Annotated in this window: 16 protein-coding genes and 1 pseudogene; 5 read left to right on the plus strand and 12 right to left on the minus strand. The window is 66.7% G+C overall.

The window, feature by feature from the left end:
- Positions 1–536: 536 nt before the first annotated feature.
- Both FRANEAN1_RS37680 and FRANEAN1_RS40155 read left to right on the plus strand, forming a co-directional pair.
- Positions 537–2,531, plus strand: coding sequence for a restriction endonuclease (locus FRANEAN1_RS37680; RefSeq protein WP_020464459.1), 1,995 nt, complete (start codon positions 537–539; stop codon positions 2,529–2,531).
- Positions 2,532–2,752: 221 nt separating this feature from the next.
- Positions 2,753–3,046, plus strand: coding sequence for a transposase (locus FRANEAN1_RS40155; RefSeq protein ID WP_020464460.1), 294 nt, complete (start codon positions 2,753–2,755; stop codon positions 3,044–3,046).
- Between the two features lie 41 nt (positions 3,047–3,087).
- Here FRANEAN1_RS40155 and FRANEAN1_RS40160 read toward each other — a convergent pair whose 3' ends face one another.
- The 12 genes from FRANEAN1_RS40160 to FRANEAN1_RS35315 form a co-directional block, all read right to left on the minus strand.
- Positions 3,088–4,257, minus strand: a complete 1,170-nt coding sequence (locus FRANEAN1_RS40160; RefSeq protein WP_347176894.1) for an AbfB domain-containing protein — start codon at positions 4,255–4,257, stop codon at positions 3,088–3,090.
- A gap of 190 nt (positions 4,258–4,447) precedes the next feature.
- Positions 4,448–5,104 (minus strand): bifunctional 4-hydroxy-2-oxoglutarate aldolase/2-dehydro-3-deoxy-phosphogluconate aldolase, encoded by a 657-nt coding sequence (gene eda, locus FRANEAN1_RS40165; protein WP_020464462.1) that lies wholly within the window; start codon positions 5,102–5,104, stop codon positions 4,448–4,450.
- A complete protein-coding gene (gene edd / locus FRANEAN1_RS35275; RefSeq protein ID WP_020464418.1) occupies positions 5,101–6,933 on the minus strand; it encodes a phosphogluconate dehydratase in 1,833 nt (610 codons plus the stop codon). The genes eda and edd overlap by 4 nt, the downstream gene beginning before the upstream one ends.
- On the minus strand, positions 6,930–8,408 hold the full coding sequence (zwf, locus tag FRANEAN1_RS40170) for a glucose-6-phosphate dehydrogenase (protein WP_020464463.1): 1,479 nt from the start codon (positions 8,406–8,408) through the stop codon (positions 6,930–6,932). Before zwf ends, edd begins: the two co-directional genes overlap by 4 nt.
- A gap of 642 nt (positions 8,409–9,050) precedes the next feature.
- Positions 9,051–9,410 (minus strand): hypothetical protein, encoded by a 360-nt coding sequence (locus FRANEAN1_RS35280; protein ID WP_041255142.1) that lies wholly within the window; start codon positions 9,408–9,410, stop codon positions 9,051–9,053.
- A gap of 286 nt (positions 9,411–9,696) precedes the next feature.
- Complete coding sequence (gene ptsP / locus FRANEAN1_RS35285) at positions 9,697–11,772, minus strand: phosphoenolpyruvate--protein phosphotransferase (RefSeq protein ID WP_020464464.1); 2,076 nt, start codon at positions 11,770–11,772, stop codon at positions 9,697–9,699.
- 89 nt (positions 11,773–11,861) lie between these two features.
- A complete protein-coding gene (locus FRANEAN1_RS35290) occupies positions 11,862–12,902 on the minus strand; it encodes a zinc-dependent dehydrogenase (protein ID WP_020464465.1) in 1,041 nt (346 codons plus the stop codon).
- Entirely contained in the window at positions 12,899–13,345 is a 447-nt protein-coding gene (locus FRANEAN1_RS35295) for a PTS sugar transporter subunit IIA (RefSeq protein WP_041255144.1), read from the minus strand. The genes FRANEAN1_RS35290 and FRANEAN1_RS35295 overlap by 4 nt, the downstream gene beginning before the upstream one ends.
- Positions 13,346–13,385: 40 nt before the next feature.
- A complete protein-coding gene (locus tag FRANEAN1_RS44450; RefSeq protein ID WP_020464467.1) occupies positions 13,386–13,694 on the minus strand; it encodes a PTS lactose transporter subunit IIB in 309 nt (102 codons plus the stop codon).
- A 6-nt stretch (positions 13,695–13,700) separates the two neighbouring features.
- Entirely contained in the window at positions 13,701–14,876 is a 1,176-nt protein-coding gene (locus FRANEAN1_RS35305) for a PTS mannitol transporter subunit IICB (RefSeq protein ID WP_020464468.1), read from the minus strand.
- Positions 14,877–15,007: 131 nt separating this feature from the next.
- Positions 15,008–15,958, minus strand: coding sequence for a 1-phosphofructokinase (pfkB, locus tag FRANEAN1_RS35310; RefSeq protein WP_020464469.1), 951 nt, complete (start codon positions 15,956–15,958; stop codon positions 15,008–15,010).
- Complete coding sequence (locus FRANEAN1_RS35315) at positions 15,955–16,716, minus strand: DeoR/GlpR family DNA-binding transcription regulator (protein ID WP_020464470.1); 762 nt, start codon at positions 16,714–16,716, stop codon at positions 15,955–15,957. The genes pfkB and FRANEAN1_RS35315 overlap by 4 nt, the downstream gene beginning before the upstream one ends.
- A gap of 309 nt (positions 16,717–17,025) precedes the next feature.
- On the opposite strand from FRANEAN1_RS35315, the gene FRANEAN1_RS35320 reads away from it, so the two are divergent.
- The 3 genes and pseudogenes from FRANEAN1_RS35320 to FRANEAN1_RS35325 all read left to right on the plus strand — a co-directional run bounded on the left by FRANEAN1_RS35320 (position 17,026) and on the right by FRANEAN1_RS35325 (position 19,468).
- Positions 17,026–18,201, plus strand: a complete 1,176-nt coding sequence (locus FRANEAN1_RS35320) for a helix-turn-helix domain-containing protein (protein WP_049795848.1) — start codon at positions 17,026–17,028, stop codon at positions 18,199–18,201.
- 214 nt (positions 18,202–18,415) lie between these two features.
- Positions 18,416–18,583 (plus strand): annotated as a pseudogene (locus FRANEAN1_RS44455) (FAD-dependent oxidoreductase); the annotation flags it as partial.
- Between the two features lie 213 nt (positions 18,584–18,796).
- Positions 18,797–19,468 (plus strand): histidine phosphatase family protein, encoded by a 672-nt coding sequence (locus FRANEAN1_RS35325; RefSeq protein ID WP_020464473.1) that lies wholly within the window; start codon positions 18,797–18,799, stop codon positions 19,466–19,468.
- The last annotated feature ends 58 nt before the right edge of the window (positions 19,469–19,526 follow it).

The raw sequence follows: 19,526 nt of genomic DNA on the forward strand, positions 1-19,526 counted from the left end.
CACTCGGTCCGCACCGTCGGGACCGCTACCCCCAAGCCGTGGCTCACATGCGACTACGGGTTGGGACGCGAATGGTGAAGATCGTCGAGGAAGTGCCGCAGGTCGCCGGGACGGAGCCGTTGTCTGGCGTGGGCGATGCGGCGATCTAGGAGGCGGGGCTCTCGCTGGCGATCGGACCGGGCCAGATCGGCACGGCCGGGGAGGGCGGTCCGGGTCGTTCATGGCCCATGCCAGCTCCTCGTCGCTGGCCTGCGGGTTCGCGGTCTGGACGGCGCGGTCGAGGTCGAGGTCGATCTAATTGAGGTTGCGCCGGATGATCTTTTCGGAGCCGCCGAGGATCGCTTTGATCGTGGCCGGCCACTGCCCGCATGGGCGGGGAGACTTCCGAAAACGGTGCGCGGCCTGCTGTCTTCGAGGCGTGTCGTGAACCTTCTGTGATGTCCGACGGAGCATCTCCCGGAGTGGACTGAACCGATCACCTCCGATCGCTATTCTGAGACTCCGCGTTGATAGTCGCCGACGGGGAGCGATGGACGATGGCGCAGTCAGGTGGCGGTCAGTCGGAATGGCAGCAGCGACGCGCCGCGGCTGCAGGTGCTGAGCGGGAGGCTGCGCGACAACGTAAACGCGAAGCGACCGCGCGAGCAAAGCAGGACGAGCGCGAGCGGGAGCAGGCCCAGCGCCAGCAGTCGGTGGACGACGACAACGCTGCCGCAGCCGCTCACATCGCAGAGCTGGGCAGGAACCTGCTACTCAACGTCTTGGGCCTCCCTGCCTTCACCGTGGCCGCGCTGGAGGTAGTACCGGAGCAGTCGATCTTTCAGCCGGGATCGCTGGCAGTCGCTGGTAGGGCGCCGGATTGGGAGCAATACAAGCCTCCGGCTCCTGGTCGGGCCAGCCGGCTGGTGGGCGGGTCGGGTCGATACCAGCGGGAGTTCGACGCGGCCCGAAGCAAGTGGGAAGCCGACACGGCCGAGTTCCAGCGGGTCGAGACCGACCGGCTACGACAACTCGCTGCGGCTCGTACCAGACACGGCCAGCAGGTGGCCGCGGCCCTCGACCGTGCCGCGGCGCACAACGCCCGCATCGCGGCACAGTGGGCGGCGTGTCTGGACGGTGACCCGGAAGCGGTCGAGTGGTTCGTCGGCCAAGCGCTCGCGGCCACGTCCTATCCTGACGGCTTCCCCGTAGCACGCAAGGTCGCCTACCGGCCCCAGGAACACGACATCGTCATCGAGATCGAGTTCCCACGACGATCCGTGATCCCCGAAATCAGGGGATACAAGCTATTCAAGACCGCACCCGAGGTCAGGCCGGTAAAGTGGAAAGAGTCTGAAGTCAAGAAGCTATATGCGCAGCTCGTTGCCTGGATAACGTTGCGGATAGTGCACGAGGTTTTCGAGGCTACGAAGGCGCTTGACCTCATCGAGGTTGTTGTCTTCAACGGGACCGTCATCGATGTAGCACCCACGACCGGCAAAGATACTCTCTACCATCTGGTAAGTCTCGAACCCGAACGGTCCCTGTTCGAGGCGAGCCTTGAACTCGACCGGGTCACCGATCCGATCGGATGCCTGCGCGAGCTGGGCGCGAAAGTCTCACCCAACCCTTACGACCTAGAAGCCGTGAAACCCGTTGTCACGTTCGATCTCCGCCGATTCAGGCTCGCCAACGATGCGGCCGAACTAGCCGATCTAGACTCCCGACCGAACCTCATGGAACTCACCCCGAGCGAGTTCGAGAAACTCATCGAAAAACTTCTCAAGGCCATGGGTATCGAAGCGTATCGCACCATCGACTCCCGCGACGATGGCATAGACGTCGTCGCGACTAAAGACGACATCATCTTTGGTGGTGTCTGCCTGGTACAGGCTAAACGTACCAAGAACCGAGTCGAGCTCGGGACGGTTCAAGCGGTCGCTGGCTCCATGAACGACCACAACGCCGCTACCCCCGATGTTCAGCAGCAGTCGGTACAGGCCCGTGGCCGGTCGAACAGCCGGCAGCGCCTCGGTGGCGGCCAGGGCATCAGCCGAGGCGGGAATGCGCAGACCGTCAGCGTCCAGATCGCCGAAGTAGGCGATCGAGGTGATGCTGGGCAGCTCTGCGACGGTAACGGCGGTCACCGCCTCGTCGAGGCCTTCCTGCGCGCGACGCTGGTCAGCCTGAGCCTCCAGCAACAGCTGCTGCCCATGGGCGACATCGCGAGGCCGCCGGTCGACGGGAAGTGCGGTCCACACCTTGCGGTCGCGGTCGCCGGGGCTCGCCTGCTCCAGCTGAGTGCGCAGCGCCGAGGTCCGCTCGAGGGCAGTGTTGTGGACGGCGGCGTTCCGGTCGCGGTCACGCCGAGCCGGGCTACGGCGCTGGCCCGGCCCTCGCGGTCAGCGCCCTCGGTGCTGGCGAGCAACCACTCGGCACGGGCCACGATCTCCGCCGGTCGGCCAGCGACCGCGGCGCGGGCACGGGCTGCCACGGTCTCGGCTGACCTGGCCTCCAATCGAAGATCTTGCCCCACCTCTACCGCCAGGTAGACGGCCTGGGCGGCGTCATAGGCCGCACGTAGCTCGGCCAGTGGCTCGTCCGGGGCGGTGGCGGCAACCCTGCCGGTGGAGGAGGTCACGGATGCCAGATCCGCGCGGTATCTCTCAGCCCGAGCTCTGGCGTTCTCGGCAGCGCGCGCAGCTTCCTCGGCACTGCCGAGCGCGGCCTGCCGCTCACCGTCGAGCGTGTCGGCGCGTTCCGGGAATCGATCGTGGTTCGTTTCCCCGTCACAGCCTGCCAGCCATCTCCCGTCCGTTCACAATGCACACGAGCCACCCGGAACGGCCGCCAGTTGATGCTACGTCCCCGCGACATCCACGAAGCGGTCGAGCAGGCCCGCGCCAAACAGAACACCGACGAGTGGAAACAGCGCCCCCGGCTTGCCCACGTCCTCGCCGCCACCGCCCTCAACCTGATCCGGTTGGACGCGTGGTGGACCGGCACGCTACTCGACCGGCCTCGGGCCAGCCACCTCGCAAGACTCGACTTCAGCCTCGCTGCGTAGCCGAATTGGGCAACAGAGTCCCACAAGCGGAAAGGCGGTTCTCAGGACCAGGCGTCCGTGATGCCGAAGGAGGTCTCCGTGCGGAATCGATAGCTCTCATTATAAGGCTCAAGCCATAGTTCTCGGCCGCGACGGCGGATATACCGGCCCGGATGGCTATAGGATTCTAGGGCCACTGACCTGGCACCTAAGCCACGTCGGACCGCGAACGTGGCATCTCGGTCGAAGGACTCGGTCGCACCAAACCCGCTCAGATGCAGCCGGGATCTGCCCTGTCGCAAGAACCGTCCGTCGGATGCGCGCAACGAGAAACCGTTTGGATCGGCGAGGCCACGAACAACGGTGAAGGTCGCTTCTCGTCGGACAGCAGTGCTGCTGTCCGACGTGACCACCTCGAGACAGACGACGTCGTTGACCAGCCGCCAGTACTGGTGCCCGAGATCGCCCGATCTCAGCGAAAGTCTGCCCAGAGGAAGGGTCGCACCGCCCGGGACCACTTCCTTCACAACTGTCAGATGCTTCACGACACCGGACAGTCCCGGAAGCTCGACCGGTGCGGACCAGCTGCGAAAGGTGTCATAGCTGTCGGTAAACCAGACTCCGCCCCGCCTGCAGTGCTCGAAGTACAGGCGCCAGCCGCCGTTGTCCAGGGGTATCAGAGCCGGCCCCCGGCCGTCGCCAACGACAGAGTCCGGAGATCTCCAGGTCGTGTATGGGCCGGTGAGGCTAGGCGCGCTGGCCAACTCGATACGCTTCGAACGGCTGTTCCTATAGAATGCATGGTACGTCGGTCCGACCCTGACAATGAACAATTCATTGCAACCTGCAGGTAAGCCAACCAACGGCGTCGGAGTGCTCCATGTGGCAAGCGAGGAGTCCGTTGCCGTTATCTTGTACGGCCGAAAAGCGCCCCGTGCGCCGCCGCCGACCCGCAGAGAGACGACTATGTTAACGCGACCATCGGCATCGATGAACCATTCGGGAGCCCAGACACTTCCTACTCGGGACGCCATCAACGTGACGTTGCCGAGGAAGGTCCAGTTGACGCGGCCGGTAGTTGAGGCGAGGCCGATCTGATTTCCGGTCCGAGCAGTGCTGTGGGCGACGTAGTACATCCCGTCGGTGTGCCGCATGATGCTGGGGTCGCGAGTCAGTCCACATGGGGGTGTGTATCCGGAATCCCTCAGCAGCCCGAACCCGGTGGCGTCCAACGACTCATACAAATACATGGTCCTGTCGCTGGCTTGGATACACGCCGCCATCGTGTATCGGGATGTCCTGCCGACCGCAGGGAGGCACCCACTTTCTGTGTCTGTCAGCCTGAGTGTAGACCCCGTGGCGGCGGCCGCAGACGGTTCGCGCGGACGCAGACAGTTCACGTCCCATCTAGGCTGGGGCGGTTCACCGATGGCCCATGCCGTCTCGGTTCGGCCATGATGCCACGCCGCGGGCAAGTTGCGTGATCTGTTTCCAATCGCCTTCCCAGATGGCATCGGGTGGTGTCACCCAAGATCCGCCGACGCATCCGACATTTGGCTCGCCCAGATAGGCCCCAACCGTAGCAGCGGTGATGCCGCCAGTCGGGCAGAATCGGATTTGTGGTAGCGGTCCCGCTACCGCTTGGAGGTAGGGGATGCCTCCTGCAGCCCCGGCGGGGAAGAACTTCATCTCGACCTTCCTGCGGTCGAGAACCTTAAGCATCTCCGAGACGGTAGCGACACCGGGTAGATAAGGCAGGCCGCTGTCGTCCATCGCGTCTAGCAGCCGGTCGGTGCATCCGGGGCTGACCAGGAAGTGTGCGCCGGCGTCCACGGACTGCCTTGCCTGATCGCTTGAGGTGATCGTTCCAGCGCCAACGAGAATGTCCGGCACTTCCGCCGTGATCAACTCGATCGCCTGTAGGGCTGCGTCGGTGCGTAGTGTCACCTCCAGGATATGCAGGCCTCCAGCGACGAGAGCACGGGCGAGCGGCACCGCTGTTCGGATGTCATGCACGACGACGACGGGTATCACTGGCGCGATGTTGAGCAGGGACGAAGGGCGTGAGATCGAGGTCATGCCGTTACCGTCAGCACGCTGGCCCCGGAGTCGGCTGGGCCGACAACGCTCCGGAACGCAGCGAAGAGCTCGCGTCCGGTCCCTATCCCCGTGTCCGAGGCAAGTGACTTCTCCGTGGGCTCACGATCACTGAGATCAGTGCCGATCACCTCGAGCGAACCAGTCGTAGCGTCCAGCCGGATGACGTCGCCGTCTCGTACACGGGCGATTGGCCCGCCCGCAGCTGCCTCCGGAGTGACATGGATCGCGGCAGGAATTTTTCCCGAAGCGCCGGACATCCTTCCGTCTGTCACGAGGGCAACCCTGTGGCCGCGGTCCTGCAGTACGCCGAGGGCCGGGATGAGTTTGTGAAGCTCAGGCATGCCGTTGGCGCGTGGGCCCTGGTAACGGATGACTGCTACGAGATCACCGCTAAGCTCGCCCGCCTCGAATGCGGCAAGGAATTCTGCCTGGTCGTCGAAAACCCTCGCTGGTGCCTGGGTGAGGAGATGTTCGGCTCGCACCGCAGACGTCTTCACTACCGCCCGACCGAGGCTGCCGCTGAGCATACGCAAACCGCCGTCGGGCGCGAATGGGTGGGAAACCTGGCGCAGCACGTCCCCATCGAGGCTTTTTGTCGCCCCGCTTCTCCAGAGGAGCTCGTCACCTACCAGGACCGGTTCCTGCCGGTAGTGATCGAGGCCGTCGCCCGCGACGGTACGGACGTCACCGTGCAGCATGCCTGCGTCCAGCAGTTCGCTGATGAGGAACGCTGTGCCTCCGGCTGCGTGGAAATGGTTCACGTCGGCAGGGCCATTGGGGTAGATCCGTGCAAGCAATGGCACCGCAGCCGACAGGGCGCCGAAATCGTCCCAGGTCAACCGTATTCCTGCGGCAGCGGCAATCGCGACCAGATGCATGGTGTGGTTCGTCGAACCGCCGCTGGCAAGCAAGCCAACAACGCCGTTTACAATCGCGCGCTCATCAATAATCTCGCCGATTGGCGTGTGGGAATCGCCGAGAGTGGTCAGCTGGGTAATCCGATGCCCGGCAGCGGCGGTGAGGGCGTTACGCAGAGCAGTATCCGGGTTGACGAAGCTGGCACCTGGAAGGTGCAGGCCCATGATCTCCATGAGCAGCTGATTGGTATTGGCCGTGCCGTAGAACGTACACGTTCCCGCGCTGTGATAGGCGGCTGCCTCCGCATCGAGGAGCTCCTGTCGACTGGCCTTGCCTTCGGCGTACAACTGGCGGGTGAGGCTCTTGGCTGCATTGGGTAACCCGGAGGTCATCGGCCCGGCAGGGACAAGGATGGCCGGTAGGTGACCGAAGGACAGCGCACCGATAACGAGCCCGGGGACGATCTTGTCGCACACCCCGAGTAGTAGCACGCCGTCGAACATGTCGTGCGCCAGCGCCACCGCCGTGGCCATCGCAATCACATCACGACTGAACAAGGACAATTCCATACCCGCACGGCCCTGGGTAATGCCATCGCACATTGCGGGCACACCGCCGGCAAACTGCGCGACACCACCAGCCTCGCTCACCGCACGCTTGAGAACCGCGGGATAGGTCTCAAAAGGCTGATGGGCGGAGAGCATATCGTTGTATGCTGACACGATTGCAATGTCGGGCTTGGCCGCTCCGCGGAGTTCGATCTTGTCTGCCGGAGCGCATGCAGCGAAGCCGTGCGCAAGATTAGCGCACCCTAGACTGCCCCGGGTCGGGCCCGCCTGGGCTGCTGCCTGGACGCGGGAGAGATAGGCTTCGCGAGTTGCCGCACTGCGAGCGGCGACCCGTTCAGTCACCTCAGCGACAACCGGGTGCAGGACCGTGTTCACACTCATTCTGCTACCTCCTCATGCCACGTGCGGCCGTCACGTTCGATCAATGCGATCGCTGCAGCAGGTCCACCAGTGCCAGCTGCGTAGCGCCTCGGTGAGTCAATTGACGCCGCCAGAGCGGCCAGGATGGGCTCCACCCACGCCCATGCGGCCTCGACCTCGTCGCGTCGCATGAACAACGTCGGGTTGCCACGAACGACGTCCATGAGTAGCCGCTCGTAGGCATCGGGCAGGCGTGACTTGAAAGTCTCGGCGAAGCTGAGGTTGAGGTGGACTGGACGCAGTCGCACGCCGCCCGGGCCCGGTTCTTTGGCCATCAAGTGGAGGCGTACGCCCTCGTCAGGTTGCAGCCGCAGCACAAGAGCGTTAGGAGAAATCGCATCCTTGATACCCGGGAAGATTGAATGTGGTACCGGTCGGAACTGAACCACGATCTCCGATGCATGACGATCTAGCCTCTTGCCGGTACGCAGGTAGAAGGGTACCCCGGACCAGCGCCAGTTCTGGACCTCGACCTTCAGCGCCACAAACGTCTCGGTGGTACTCGTGCTCCCATCAACTTCGTCCTGGTAAGAAGGAACTGGAGCTCCCTCTACGAGTCCGGCCGTGTACTGTCCTCGGACGACGCACCGTTCCACGTCACCGAGTGTCAGTGGGGATAGGGCCTGGAGAATCTTTAGCTTCTCGTCGCGGACCGCCTCGCGGTCAAGTCGGCTGGGTGGTTCCATCGCCACCAGACAGAGCAGTTGCAGAAGGTGATTCTGTACCATGTCACGTATGGCACCCGAGCCATCGTAATAGTCGCCGCGCCCTCCGATGCCAATTGTTTCTGCGACCGTAATCTGTACATGGTCGATCGCACCAGAATTCCACAGCGGCTCAAGAAGGGAGTTGGCGAAGCGTAGCACAAGGAGGTTCTGGACGGTTTCTTTACCGAGGTAGTGGTCGATACGGAATATCTGTTCCTCAGCAAAAACCGCACCGACTTCATCGTTAATCCGGCGCGCGGAGACCAGATCATGCCCAAGTGGCTTCTCGAGGACCACCCTGGAGTTATCGGTCACTAATCCGTTGGTTTGCAAGCCTACACAGGTTGGCCCGAACAGTTGTGGGGCACAGGCAAGGTAGAAGACGCGCACATGGTCTTTTCCGTCCGCCAGAAGTGTCCGCAGTTCATCCCAGGTGCTGTGCTCCGCCACGTCGACCGTGATGTGGTGCAGGCGTTGGATAAAGCGAGCTAGGACATCCGGCTCGTGTATTAGCTCCGGGACGAACCGGCGCAGTTCAGAATCAACTTTGTCGCGGTATCCGGCATCATCGAGTCCGGCCCGGGACACGGCAATGACCCGCGAGTCGGGGGTGAGTTGCCCGTCTCGGTCGCGGTGGTACAGCGCTGGCATCAGTTTGCGCATCGCCAGATCCCCTGTGCCGCCGAAGACTACTATCTCGCAGGGGGCAACCGACATAAGCTGCGGCATGGGTTCTCCTATCGAAATGAACCTGCCGTGCGGGTTGTCGCACTGTTCGTCAGTGAGGTTCCGCAATTCAGTACCTCGTTTACCGGACGCCGCTCCAACTGTATCCGTAAAAGGATCAATTCCTGGTATTCGTAACAATCTTCACCGGTGGGATCGGACGGTAACCCTAGCGGGTAACAGACTAGGCTGTCCTCGACCATTCGATTGCCGGGTTTACCTGACCCACATGGCGGCCGAGATCACGGGCCACCAGAGAACTTGGGCCTACCAGAATATTCTCCAGGGCCCCAAGGTGACTCTGGGTATAAATCGATGCCGCAGGAGACTCGGGCCCAACCCGGGCCCCACCCACTCCAAGTAGACGGGCCCTGGATAGGCGCCTGCAAGGTTGCACCGGCTGTCTGGCAATGCATTCTCTGGCATCAACGCCGATGCGTGGGTCATCGCAGGAGATTTCTGAGGGCCGGGGTCAGATGTCAGTTCCATGGCGGGTCGGCGCCGGGCCGCGCAGGTCAGTGCAGCAACGTGGGAGGCGACGATGAGGGCGCTGCGTGCTTCTTGTTGGTCTAGGCGTTCGAGTCGACCGCCGAGATGGCCGTTCTGATGGAGCCAGTGCAGGAGGCCGGCCGAGGTCTTCAGTAGCTATCGCCGCCATCTGGGCGGCGCGAGGTCCTGCGCTCCCAACACCTGAAGAAGGTCGGTGGCTCGGACCAGCAGCCGACCTGTGCAGGGCCTACCGGGCGCGGTCATGTCGTATTCAAGACTGGTGCGTAGGTTATAGAATTCGGCGAGATGCCGGGCGATCTCGCCGAACCGCGCCTCGAGATCCCGCAAGTGCCGGTCGAATGCGGGATTGACCGCCTGCTGCGCGTCCCGTTCCTCCCGGTGAGCTCGGCAAAGCTGATCGGGGTCGTGGCGGACGGCTCGGCTGTCGCAACGGACCACAATGTAGCCGCGCATGCCCATGGACACCATGGCGGTGCACCGCTCGTTCTCCAGCATCTGTCGGCTACCCGTGTCTTCCCGATATCTTCTCTACCAGTGCCAGCCTGGTTAGCATGATTCTTTAGCTCTACCGGGGCGGCGGGCCCGGCGCGGGACCAGGATTGGTGTGCCCACGAGCAGACGGAGGCGCCACCCACGTTGATGGCTCGGCCGTCGTCCCTACGGATTCGGACGGGCACCGGCCTCGCGGCCGCGGCCGCGGCCTCGACCCTCGACGAACCGGCGGCCGGGCGTGCAGGTGGTGCCGCGAGACCCGTTCCGCCGGGGAGAGACCGAGGTCCCCTTACGTCTGCCGCGCGTTCTTCGTCGCCAGCTCGCGGGCGCGCTCCGCATCGTCCGCGTCGATCACAATCTCTGCCAGCGCCCGGCACTCCTTGATCGTGTGTGCGGCAAGGGAGTCGCGGACAGCCGCAATGGACCGCCCTGACATGGACAGGCTGGTGACTCCGAGCCCGACCAGGACGGCGGCGAGCAGGGGGTCGGCCGCGGCCTCGCCGCACACCCCGACTGGCTTGCCGGATGCTTCCCCGGCGGCCGCGCAGTCCGCCACGAGGCGGAGCAACGCAGGTTGCCAGGGGCTGAGCAGGTCCGCGAGGTGACCGCTCTGTCTGTCGGCGGCGAGCGTGTACTGGCCCAGGTCGTTGGTTCCGACGCTGAGGAAGTCGACGGTGTCCAGCATCCGGCCAGCTCGCAGGGCCGCCGCAGGCACCTCGACCATGACGCCAGTCGTTGCCAGCCCGTGCCCGCGAGCGGCCGCCGCGAACGCCTCCGCCTCCGGGGGCGTCGAAACCATGGGCGCCATCACCCAGACGTCCGCATCGCACGCAGCCGCGGCGTCCGCGATCGCGCCCAGTTGGGTGTCGAGTACCTCGGGGCGCAGCCAGACCGTCCGGTAGCCCCGCACGCCGAGCGCCGGGTTGGGCTCGTCAGGCAGGCTCAGGAAGGGCAGCGGCTTGTCGGCGCCGGCGTCCAGCGTGCGGACGACGACCTTCCTGCTGCCGGCTGCACGGAAGACGGCCTGGTAGGCGTCCCGTTGCTCGTCAGGAGTGGGGGCGACCCGCCGGTTGAGGAAGAGGAACTCGGTGCGGAACAGGCCCACGCCCTCCGCCGTGGCGGCGACGTCGCCGCGCAGGTCCTTGGCGGAGCCGATGTTGAGGAGCAGCTGGACCGGGCGGCCGTCCGCGGTGCGTCCCGGACCACCCCGGGCCGGGCCGGCCTTCGCGGCCCGCGACGTCGTCCGCCACAAGCCGGGCTGGCGGACATCGGCCGTGTCCTGCGCGATGGCCTCGCCGTGGCCCGCGCCGTCGGCCTCCACATCGACCCCGACCCCGACGTGGACCTCGCCGGTGGTGCCGTCGACCCGGACAGGGGTCCCGTCGTCGAGGGCCATCGCGCCTGGGCAGGACACGACGGCGGGGAGCCCGAGGGCACGGGCGAGGATGGCGGTGTGGCTGGTGGGACCGCCACGCTCGGTCACCAGGGCCAGGACAAGATCGGTGTCGAGGGTGGCGGTGTCGGCGGGTGCGAGGTCCTCGGCCACCAGGACGAACGGGAACCCGGGCGCGGGGAGGCCGGGCGCGGGCAGGCCGAGCAGAGCCGCGACGGCACGATGCCGGATGTCGTCGATGTCGGCGGCCCGCTCGGCGTGGTAGCCGCCAGCTCCTTCCAGCTGACGGCGCTGGTCGGCAAGTGCGGCATCGATCGCGTGCACGGCGTCCAGACCCGACCGGACCCGCATGCCGACCTCGTCGAGGAGCACCGGGTCTTCCGCCATCATCGCCTGTGCCGTCACAATGTCCGAGGCAGCGGAGAGCCGGGTCGCCGCTGCGTGGGCCCGCAGGTCGGAGGCCACGTTCCGGAGTACCCGCGCGGCGGCAGCGGCCTCCTCGTCGGGATCGAGGACGAGGCGCGGGTCGGGCAGCCGGGGTTGACGCGCCATCCGGAAGGCGGGACCGGTGACCAGCCCGGGGCTGACACCGAGTCCGACGAAGACGTCAGCCGTCGCCCGGCTCCTGCCGGTCCCGCCCGTCTCGTCTAACGCCTTGTCGGACGCGCTGGCGCTCCCGACCCGCCCGTCTCCTTGCCCGCTGTCGGCGGCGTCCTGGTCGTGGGCAAGGATCGCGGCGAGAGCATCGAGCGCCTCCTCGGCCCGCTCACCGTCCGCTTCCAGCGTCACGACCGTTCCGTACATCGCGCCCAGGGCCAGCACCGACAGCATGCTGGCGGCGTTCACGGCCGGGCCGTCGCCCTTGCGGATCCGAACCGGGACCGCCTGCTGCGCGGCGGCCCGGACGAAGAGCGCTGCGGGGCGGGCGTGTAACCCGCCGCGGGAATTCACGGTCGCCGTCCTACAAGCCATGCTCTTCATCTCCTCGAAGACTGGATCGCCTCAGACTGCCGGCAACCGGAGCCGGCAGTTTGAAATCGTGGTCGCCGGCGGCCCGCCGGTCAGGGCTCGATCGTGATCTTGATGCCCTGGCCGCGGCTGACGATGTCGATGCCCGCCAGCACGTCGGTGAGGGCGAGCCGGTGGGTGATCAGATCGGACACCGGCACGTCGCCGGTGGCGATGTGTTGCAACGCCCGCGCGTTGTGCGCAGGGCTGGAGCCGTTGGCGCCGACGATGGTGAGCTCCCGGTAGTGGACCAGGTTCGAGTCGCAGGCGATGACCGGATTGTCCTTCGGCAGCCCCCCGAAGAAGCTGATCCGGCCCTGCCTGGCCGCCATCAGCAGTGCCTGTTCCTGCGCGGCTCCCGACGCGGCGGCGGTGATGACGACGTCGGCGCCCCGGCCGTCGGTGAGCTTGCTGACCGCGTCGACCGCGTCGGTTTCGGCGGCACAGATGCTCGCGTCGGGCTCCACCAGTGCGGCGGCGCGGTCCAGCCGCTCCCGGTTGAGCTCGACGAGGAACACCCGGCCGGCGCCGCGCGAGCGGGCGAGCCGCACGTGCAGGCAGCCGATCGGCCCGGACCCGATGATGACGACGTCGTCCCCCGCCCCGACGCGGGCGAGTTCCTGCCCGTTCAGGACGCACGCGAGCGGCTCGGCCACCGACGCCTCCGCGAATCCGACCCCCTCCGGGATCCGGTTCAGCCCGTCCACGGCGAGGACCTTGCCGGGAACGGTCACGTACTCGGCGAAGCCGCCATCGTAGTGGTATCCGATGGACTCCTGGTTGGGGCAGACCGTCATCCGGCCGCGCCGGCACTCGTCGCACCGCCCGCACGGGATCGCCGCGATCACCTGAACCCGGTCACCGACCTGCCAGCCCTCGACCCGGTCACCGACGTCCACGATCTCGCCGGCGACCTCGTGCCCCATCACCCGGGGCGGGCGGATGTGATGGTGGCCAAATTTCGAGATCTTGACGTCCGTCCCGCAGGTGGAGCAGTTCCGGACGCGGACTTTCACCTCGTCCGGGCCCGCCACGGGCTCGGACGCTTCTTCGATCCGGATGTCCCCGGGCGCGTAGAACCGGGCCACTTTCATGCGGAGTCCTCTCCGGTAGCCGGCTGGAGTAGCCGGATGACGTCGTCGACGTCGCTTGCCTCGCGCAACGCCCGGGCGCGGTCCGGGTCGAGCAGGATCATGGCCAGTTCGGACAGCAGCGCCACATGGCCGTCGCCCCGGGCGGCGATGCCGACACAGACCCGGACCGTTTCGCCGTCCCAGTCGACGCCGTCCGGGAATCGCAGGAACGCCAGTGCGTCCCGGTGGACCAGCTCCTTGCCGGCGAAGGTGCCGTGCGGGATCGCCACCCCCTCGCCGACATAGGTGGAGATGGTCCGCTCCCGCTCGAGCATGGCGTCGATGTAGGACGGGACGACCGCTCCGACGTCGACCAGCGCGCGACCGCAGCCGCGGATCGCATCCTCCCGGCTCGCTGCCACCTCGGCGAGGCGCACCGCGCTCGGGTCGAGCAGCCGGCTCATGGTGCCGCCGGGGCTGTCCTGCCGCGCCGCACCGTGTCCCTCAGACATCGAGCACTTTCCCCTCGCGGATGGCGGCCAGCACGTTGGCCACGGCCGGATCACCTATGAACACCTGGAATGTCACGATCGGCTTGTCCGGCACCCCCCGGCGGGCCCGGTCAGCCAGGCCGACGTGGCAGACGACCAGATCGGCGTCCGCCGGAATGGAGTTCACCGGGGTGTGCTCGACGGTGACCGCGTACGCCTTGAGCTGCTTGCGGAGCTGGCTGGCCAGCATCACGCTGCTTCCCATTCCCGCGTCGCAGGCGACAACGAGCTTGTGGATGTCCTCACCCTTGATGGTTGCCATATGCCATCACCCTTCCGATGCTGCGGAAAGCCGCTGCGAGGCTGCTGTCACCGGGCTAGCCGCGCCGCTGGAAACCTTCCCCTCGCTCGTACTGCCCGGATCGGCGCCGTCCGCTTCAACCGGGTCCTCGCCTTTTTCCAGCCGACCGAATCCGAGCAGGACGGAAGCGACCGCGAAGGACACCGCAGCGGACACGAGCACCCCTGCAAAGACCCCGAACCAGCTGCCCTGCGGCGTCCCGGCGATGTAGGCGAAGATGCTTCCGGGCGACGGGGTGGCGACCAGGCCGGCGTCGGTGGCGATAAAGACCAGAATTCCCGAAGCGCTCCCGGCGATGGTGGCCAGGATCAGGCGCGGCTTCATGAGCACGTACGGGAAGTAGATCTCATGGATGCCACCGAGGAAATGGATGATCATAGCCGCCGGGACACTCGGGCGCAGCTGGCGCGGCCCGAAGAGGAAGTAGGCGACCAGCAGGCCGAGGCCCGGCCCCGGGTTCGACTCAAGCATGAACAGGACGGACTGGCCCTTCTCCGCGGCCTCCGCCACCCCCAGCGTCCCGAGCACACCGTGGTTGATCGCGTTGTTCAGGAAGAGCACCTTGGCCGGCTCGATGATGAGCGCAGTGAGCGGCAGGACGCTGTGGTCCACCAGCCATTGCACGGCGTCGCCAGCGCGTTCGGTGAACCACTCCACGACCGGCCCGATGACCCACACGCCGAGGACTGCCATGCCGGCGCCGATGATCCCGGCGGAGAAGTTCTCCACCAGCATTTCGAATCCGGCCCGTATCCGCTCCTTCGTGAGCCGGTCGAATCCCTTGACCAGTGCGCCCGCCAACGGCCCCACCATCATTGCGCCGAGGAACATCGGCACGTCGGACCCGACCACCAGACCCATCGTCGCGATCGCGCCGATGACCGCGCCGCGCTGGCCGTGGACCATACGGCCGCCCGTGTAGCCGATGAGAACCGGCAGCAGCACCGTGATGATCGGCCCCACCAGCTCAGCCAGTGTCTCGTTCGGTAACCATCCGGTCGGGATAAACAGCGCGGTGATTAAACCCCAGGCGATGAAGGCCCCGATGTTGGGCATTACCATCCCGGCCAGATAGCCGCCGATACGTTGGATCGCGGCCTTGACGCCCGTACCGTACACGGCCGGCGTATAGGCGGTAGTCATGTTTTTTTGAACTCCTTCGTCGGACGCGCACCCCGGACGCAAGTGCGGGGCGGTGAAAATATCAAGAAATAGGGAAAAATTCGACAGGGATAAAGCCGGATCAGGGACTGCCGTTGGTGCGGTGAACGCGGTCAGGCGGGCAGCGGCAGGGTCATGGCCCGGTGGAAATCGGGGCGGTTATGGATACGGACCCGATCCCGGCGTATGTCTTCGGCCCGGGGCATCCGGCTACCCGGCAGGCTAACGGCGGCGGCGCCCCAGGCCAAGGCTTCCGCCAAGGCCTCGGGCCCGCGAGCACCGGCCGCGAGGAACCCTGCTAGGAGGGCGTCCCCGGCGCCCACGGTGCTGCGCGGGCCGAGCACGGGAGAATCCCCCATCACCGCGCCGTGGTCATCGACAAGCACCGCACCGTGCGCACCCAGGCTGGCCAGGACCGCGCCGGCCCCCCAGGTCCGAAGCTGCTGCGCCGCCTCAATCACCTCACCCAGGTTGCGCAGCGGCGCGCCGACCGCCTCACCAAGCTCCTCCTGGTTGGGCTTCACCACCGCCGGCCCCGCGGCGACCGCGTCGAGGAGCGCCGCACCGCTGGTGTCGACCGCGACCCTTCGGCCCGCGGCGCGGAACCGGACGCACAGGTCCGCGTACGCATCCGCCGGCACCCCAGGCGGAAGGCTGCCGCACACCGCGACCCATCCCCCCGGCACGTCGCAGTCGAGCACGGCGGCGGCGACCGTGTCCAGCTCGTCCTTGGACAGCGACGGACCCAGCTCGTTGATCTTGGTGACGGTGCCGTCCGGCTCCGACAACGTGATGTTCGACCGGGTCGATCCGGCGATCGGCACCGCCAGCATGTCGACGCCCTCCGCGGCGAGCATCCTGACCAGTCGCTGGCCATCGTCACCGCCGCACGACAGCACCGCGCGCGACCGCTTCCCGTTGGCCAGCAGCGCCCGGGCCACGTTGACACCCTTACCGGCCGGATCCAGCCGGGCCGACGCCGCCCGGATGACGGCGCCACGCGCCAGCGCGCTGATGTCGATTGTGCGATCGAGGCTGGGATTCAGCGTCACCGTGACGATCATGCCTGTACCACGCGGGGCCCGCCGTCCTCGATCTCGGCGGCTACCCGCGCGTCGAGCCCGGTGTCCGTGATGAACATGTCGACCTCGGCGAGGGTCGCGAACCGGGCCAGGTAGTCATTGCCGACCTTGGTATGGTCGGCGAGCACGACAGCCCGCCGGGCAGAGGCGATCATTGCCCGCTTCACCGCCGCCTCAGCCGGATCAGGAGTCGTGAACCCCCGGTCCGGCGAGCAGCCGTTGGTGCCCATGAACGCAACGTCCACAGACAGGTGCGACAAGGGCTGTAACGCCCAGTCGTCCACGGTGGCCAGCGTTCGCGCGCGCACCCGACCGCCGAGCATGATCACATGAAGATTAGGTCGCCCGGCCAGCATCGTCGCCAACGGCGGGGCGTTCACCACCACGGTGAGCTCCCGGTCGGCGGGCAGCGCCTCCGCAAGCCGGCCCGTCGTGCTCCCGGCATCGATGATGACCGAACCTTCCTCGGGTAACTCGGCTACCGCTGCCTTGACTATCCGCTCCTTCTCCGCGGTCATGACTGCGTCCCTCGCGGCAAGGGCGGGCTCGAAGCCCATCCGCTCGATCGGGATCGCCCCGCCGTGCACCCGTCGCAGCACCCCCGCCCGCTCGAGCAGGGTGAGATCCCTGCGGATCGTCTCGCTCGTCACGCCGAACCCCTCGGCCAGCGCCACGACATCCACCCTGCCCTCGGCGCGCGCCCGCCGCACGATCTCCTGCTGGCGTTCTTCTGCGTACATCTGTGACATCACCGCCGCTTCGACCCGTTGTCACGTCTGTATACGCCTGCTTGTGTTGTCCGTCAACATCGGAATCAGGCCAGAGCGGGGGCCTATAGTGGTCGCGTTCGCTCCGGAAGCTGCGCGAAGCCGGCCTCGTCGAGCGACACCCGTCGGGTATCCGCGTCTGTGATCCGAGCGGGCTACACGTCCTGGCGGCGGGGACAGGAGGCGAACGCCGTGCTGGGAAGCCGCACAAGGGGCGCGAGACCGTCGACCTCGGCCACTGAACCCGCTGCCACCGCTGCATCCCCTGCTTCGGCGACGCAGTTGCTCGCCGTCGAGTGTCTAGCCGGCCTGGAAGCGCTGACCGACGAGCTGGTTGGCGCCGTCCACGCGGGCGACCGTCCCTGGATCGCCGCCTACGACACGGTGTCGGTGGATGATCTGCGTCGGGGCTGCGGCGCCTACCTGCGGCGAGTCCTCGAACGGGTCGCGGGCGAGGTCTCGGACGTAACAGACGACGAGGTGGCGGTGGGCATCGGCCGCGCCCGGGCTGAGCAGGGCGTCCCGCTGGAGGTGATGTTGCGGACCTTCCGGCTGGGCGGGCGCGTCGTGTGGGAGGCCTTGCTGCGTGCGGCCCGGCGTACCGGGGCGAGCTCGGAGATCATTGGCCCAGCGGCGACCGTGCTGTGGACCGTCGTCGACAGCATGTCCTCGTCGCTGTCCACGGCGTACCGGCAGATGCAGCTCGACCAGCTGCACCGGGCCGAGCGACGGCGCCACGCGGTGCTCGAGGACCTCCTGGCCGGGCGTGCAGACGACGCGGCATTCCTGCAGCGCGCAGCCGGCGAGCTCGACCTGCCCGTCGGTGGGCGGTACCTGGTCGTGGTTGCCGCCCTGTCCGATCAGCGGTCGCCGGCCCCGGCTGGGCGCGCGCAGATAGTGCTGGACGCTCACCGCATCCGGTCGATTTGGCACGAACGGGCCGACACGGTCGTCGGGGTTGTCCCGCTTCCCAAGACGTCGTCCTTCTCGCGTTTGTCGTCCGATGCGGGCGCAGCGCTTGGCGGGCGTGCGGCCGCCGCACACGTCAACGGCGGCCTGGCCGCCGTTGCTCTGGGCCACCGGCTCGCCACCTTGGCGCTGAGCACGGTGCCCATCAACGCGTCGGGCCTTGTGAGCATCGATGAACGTGTCCCAGAATCCCTTCTCGTCCGCTCGCCGGAGCTGTGCCGCCGGCTCGTCGACACCTGGCTCGGCCCGGTGCTCACCCTGCCTGTTAAGGAATCCAAGCCCCTTCTGGACACCCTCACCGCCTGGCTCGAGGCCGACCGGTCAGCCTCGGCGGCCGCCGAGCGGCTCTTCTGTCACCGCAACACCGTGCTGAACCGGTTGCACCGCGTCGCCGTACTCACCGGACGGAGCCTCGACGGCCGGCGGCCCTTCGTCGAGCTGTCGCTCGCGCTGAGCGCCCTGGAGCTTCCCGAGCCACCCGCTTCCTGATACGTCTCGCCGGCGGGACGCCGCGATCCGGAGCAGGCGGGCGGACGGGTCGGCGGATGGCGGGGCGAGGCGGCGCTTGTGCGTAGCGCACAACCGCCGGCCATCAGCTCTGGGCAGCTCGGCATGGTCGCGGTGATCCGGATGAAGAACACTCGGCCTTACTGCGGGCGGTGTGTCTTTCCCTGCGGTGACCATCGTCGAAGGGCTCACCGGCATGCCGGATTTCGATCTGCTCGTCCTCGGTGGCGGACCCGGTGGGTACGTCACCGCGATCAGGGCCGCCCAGCACGGCCTCTCCGTGGGATTGGTGGAGAAGGAACGCCCCGGTGGCGTGTGTCTGAACTGGGGCTGCATCTCCACCAAGGCGATGCTGCGCTCGGCCGGCCATCGAGGCGACCGGACCCCTGCGAGTGGTCGTGGACGGCCCGGAGCCCACGTCGATCGAGTCGGATGTCGTCCTGGTGGGGACGGGGTCGCGTCCCCACCACCCGGGACCTCGGGCTCGACGTGGCCGGGGTCACCACCGACCGGCGGGGTTTCGTGACAGTCGACGACCGGATGCGGTCTCATTCATCTCGAAAGAAGGTTTCCTATCATGGGTGATCTCGTCCTGGTCCGCCACGGCGAAACCGAGTGGTCCCTCTCGCGTCAGCACACCAGTTATACGGATCTGCCGCTCACCGCGCGCGGCGAAGCACAGGCCCGCGCCGTCGCGCCGCTGCTCCTAAGGCGCCACATCGCGCTCGCCCTGACCAGCCCCCTCCAGCGTGCAGCCCGCACCGCCGAACTCGCCGGCCTCACCGACATACAGATAGACCACGACCTGCATGAGTGGGACTACGGCAGCTATGAGGGCATCACCACCGCCGACATCCACCGCACCCGGCCCGACTGGAATCTATGGACGGACGGCGTCCCACCGGGGCCGGACGCCCACCCCGGGGAAAGCCCGCAGCAGGTAGCGGTCCGCGCGGACCGCGTCCTGTCCAGGATCGCACCGGCTCTCCAGGATCCGAACGCAGGAGATGTGATTCTCGTGGCCCACGGCCATTTCCTGCGCGTACTTACCGCCCGCCGATTGGGCCTGCCGCCCGCCGCGGGGGCTCTTTTCGCCCTCGACACAGGGACCATCAGCTGCCTCGGCACTGAACACGGCCGCCCCGTAATCACGGCCTGGAACGCCACGGCGGCTGCCTCCTCTACCGCCGAAGCCAACCACGAAGCACCTTTCGCCTCCCGACGAAATCTCCTTCCGACAAATCAATGACGCTTGGTTAAGTAATTCAGCCAGTCGTCTATTTCGACACACCAGCAGAATACATCTT

This window comes from Parafrankia sp. EAN1pec (assembly GCF_000018005.1).
GTDB classification, from domain to species: Bacteria; Actinomycetota; Actinomycetes; order Frankiales; family Frankiaceae; genus Parafrankia; species Parafrankia soli.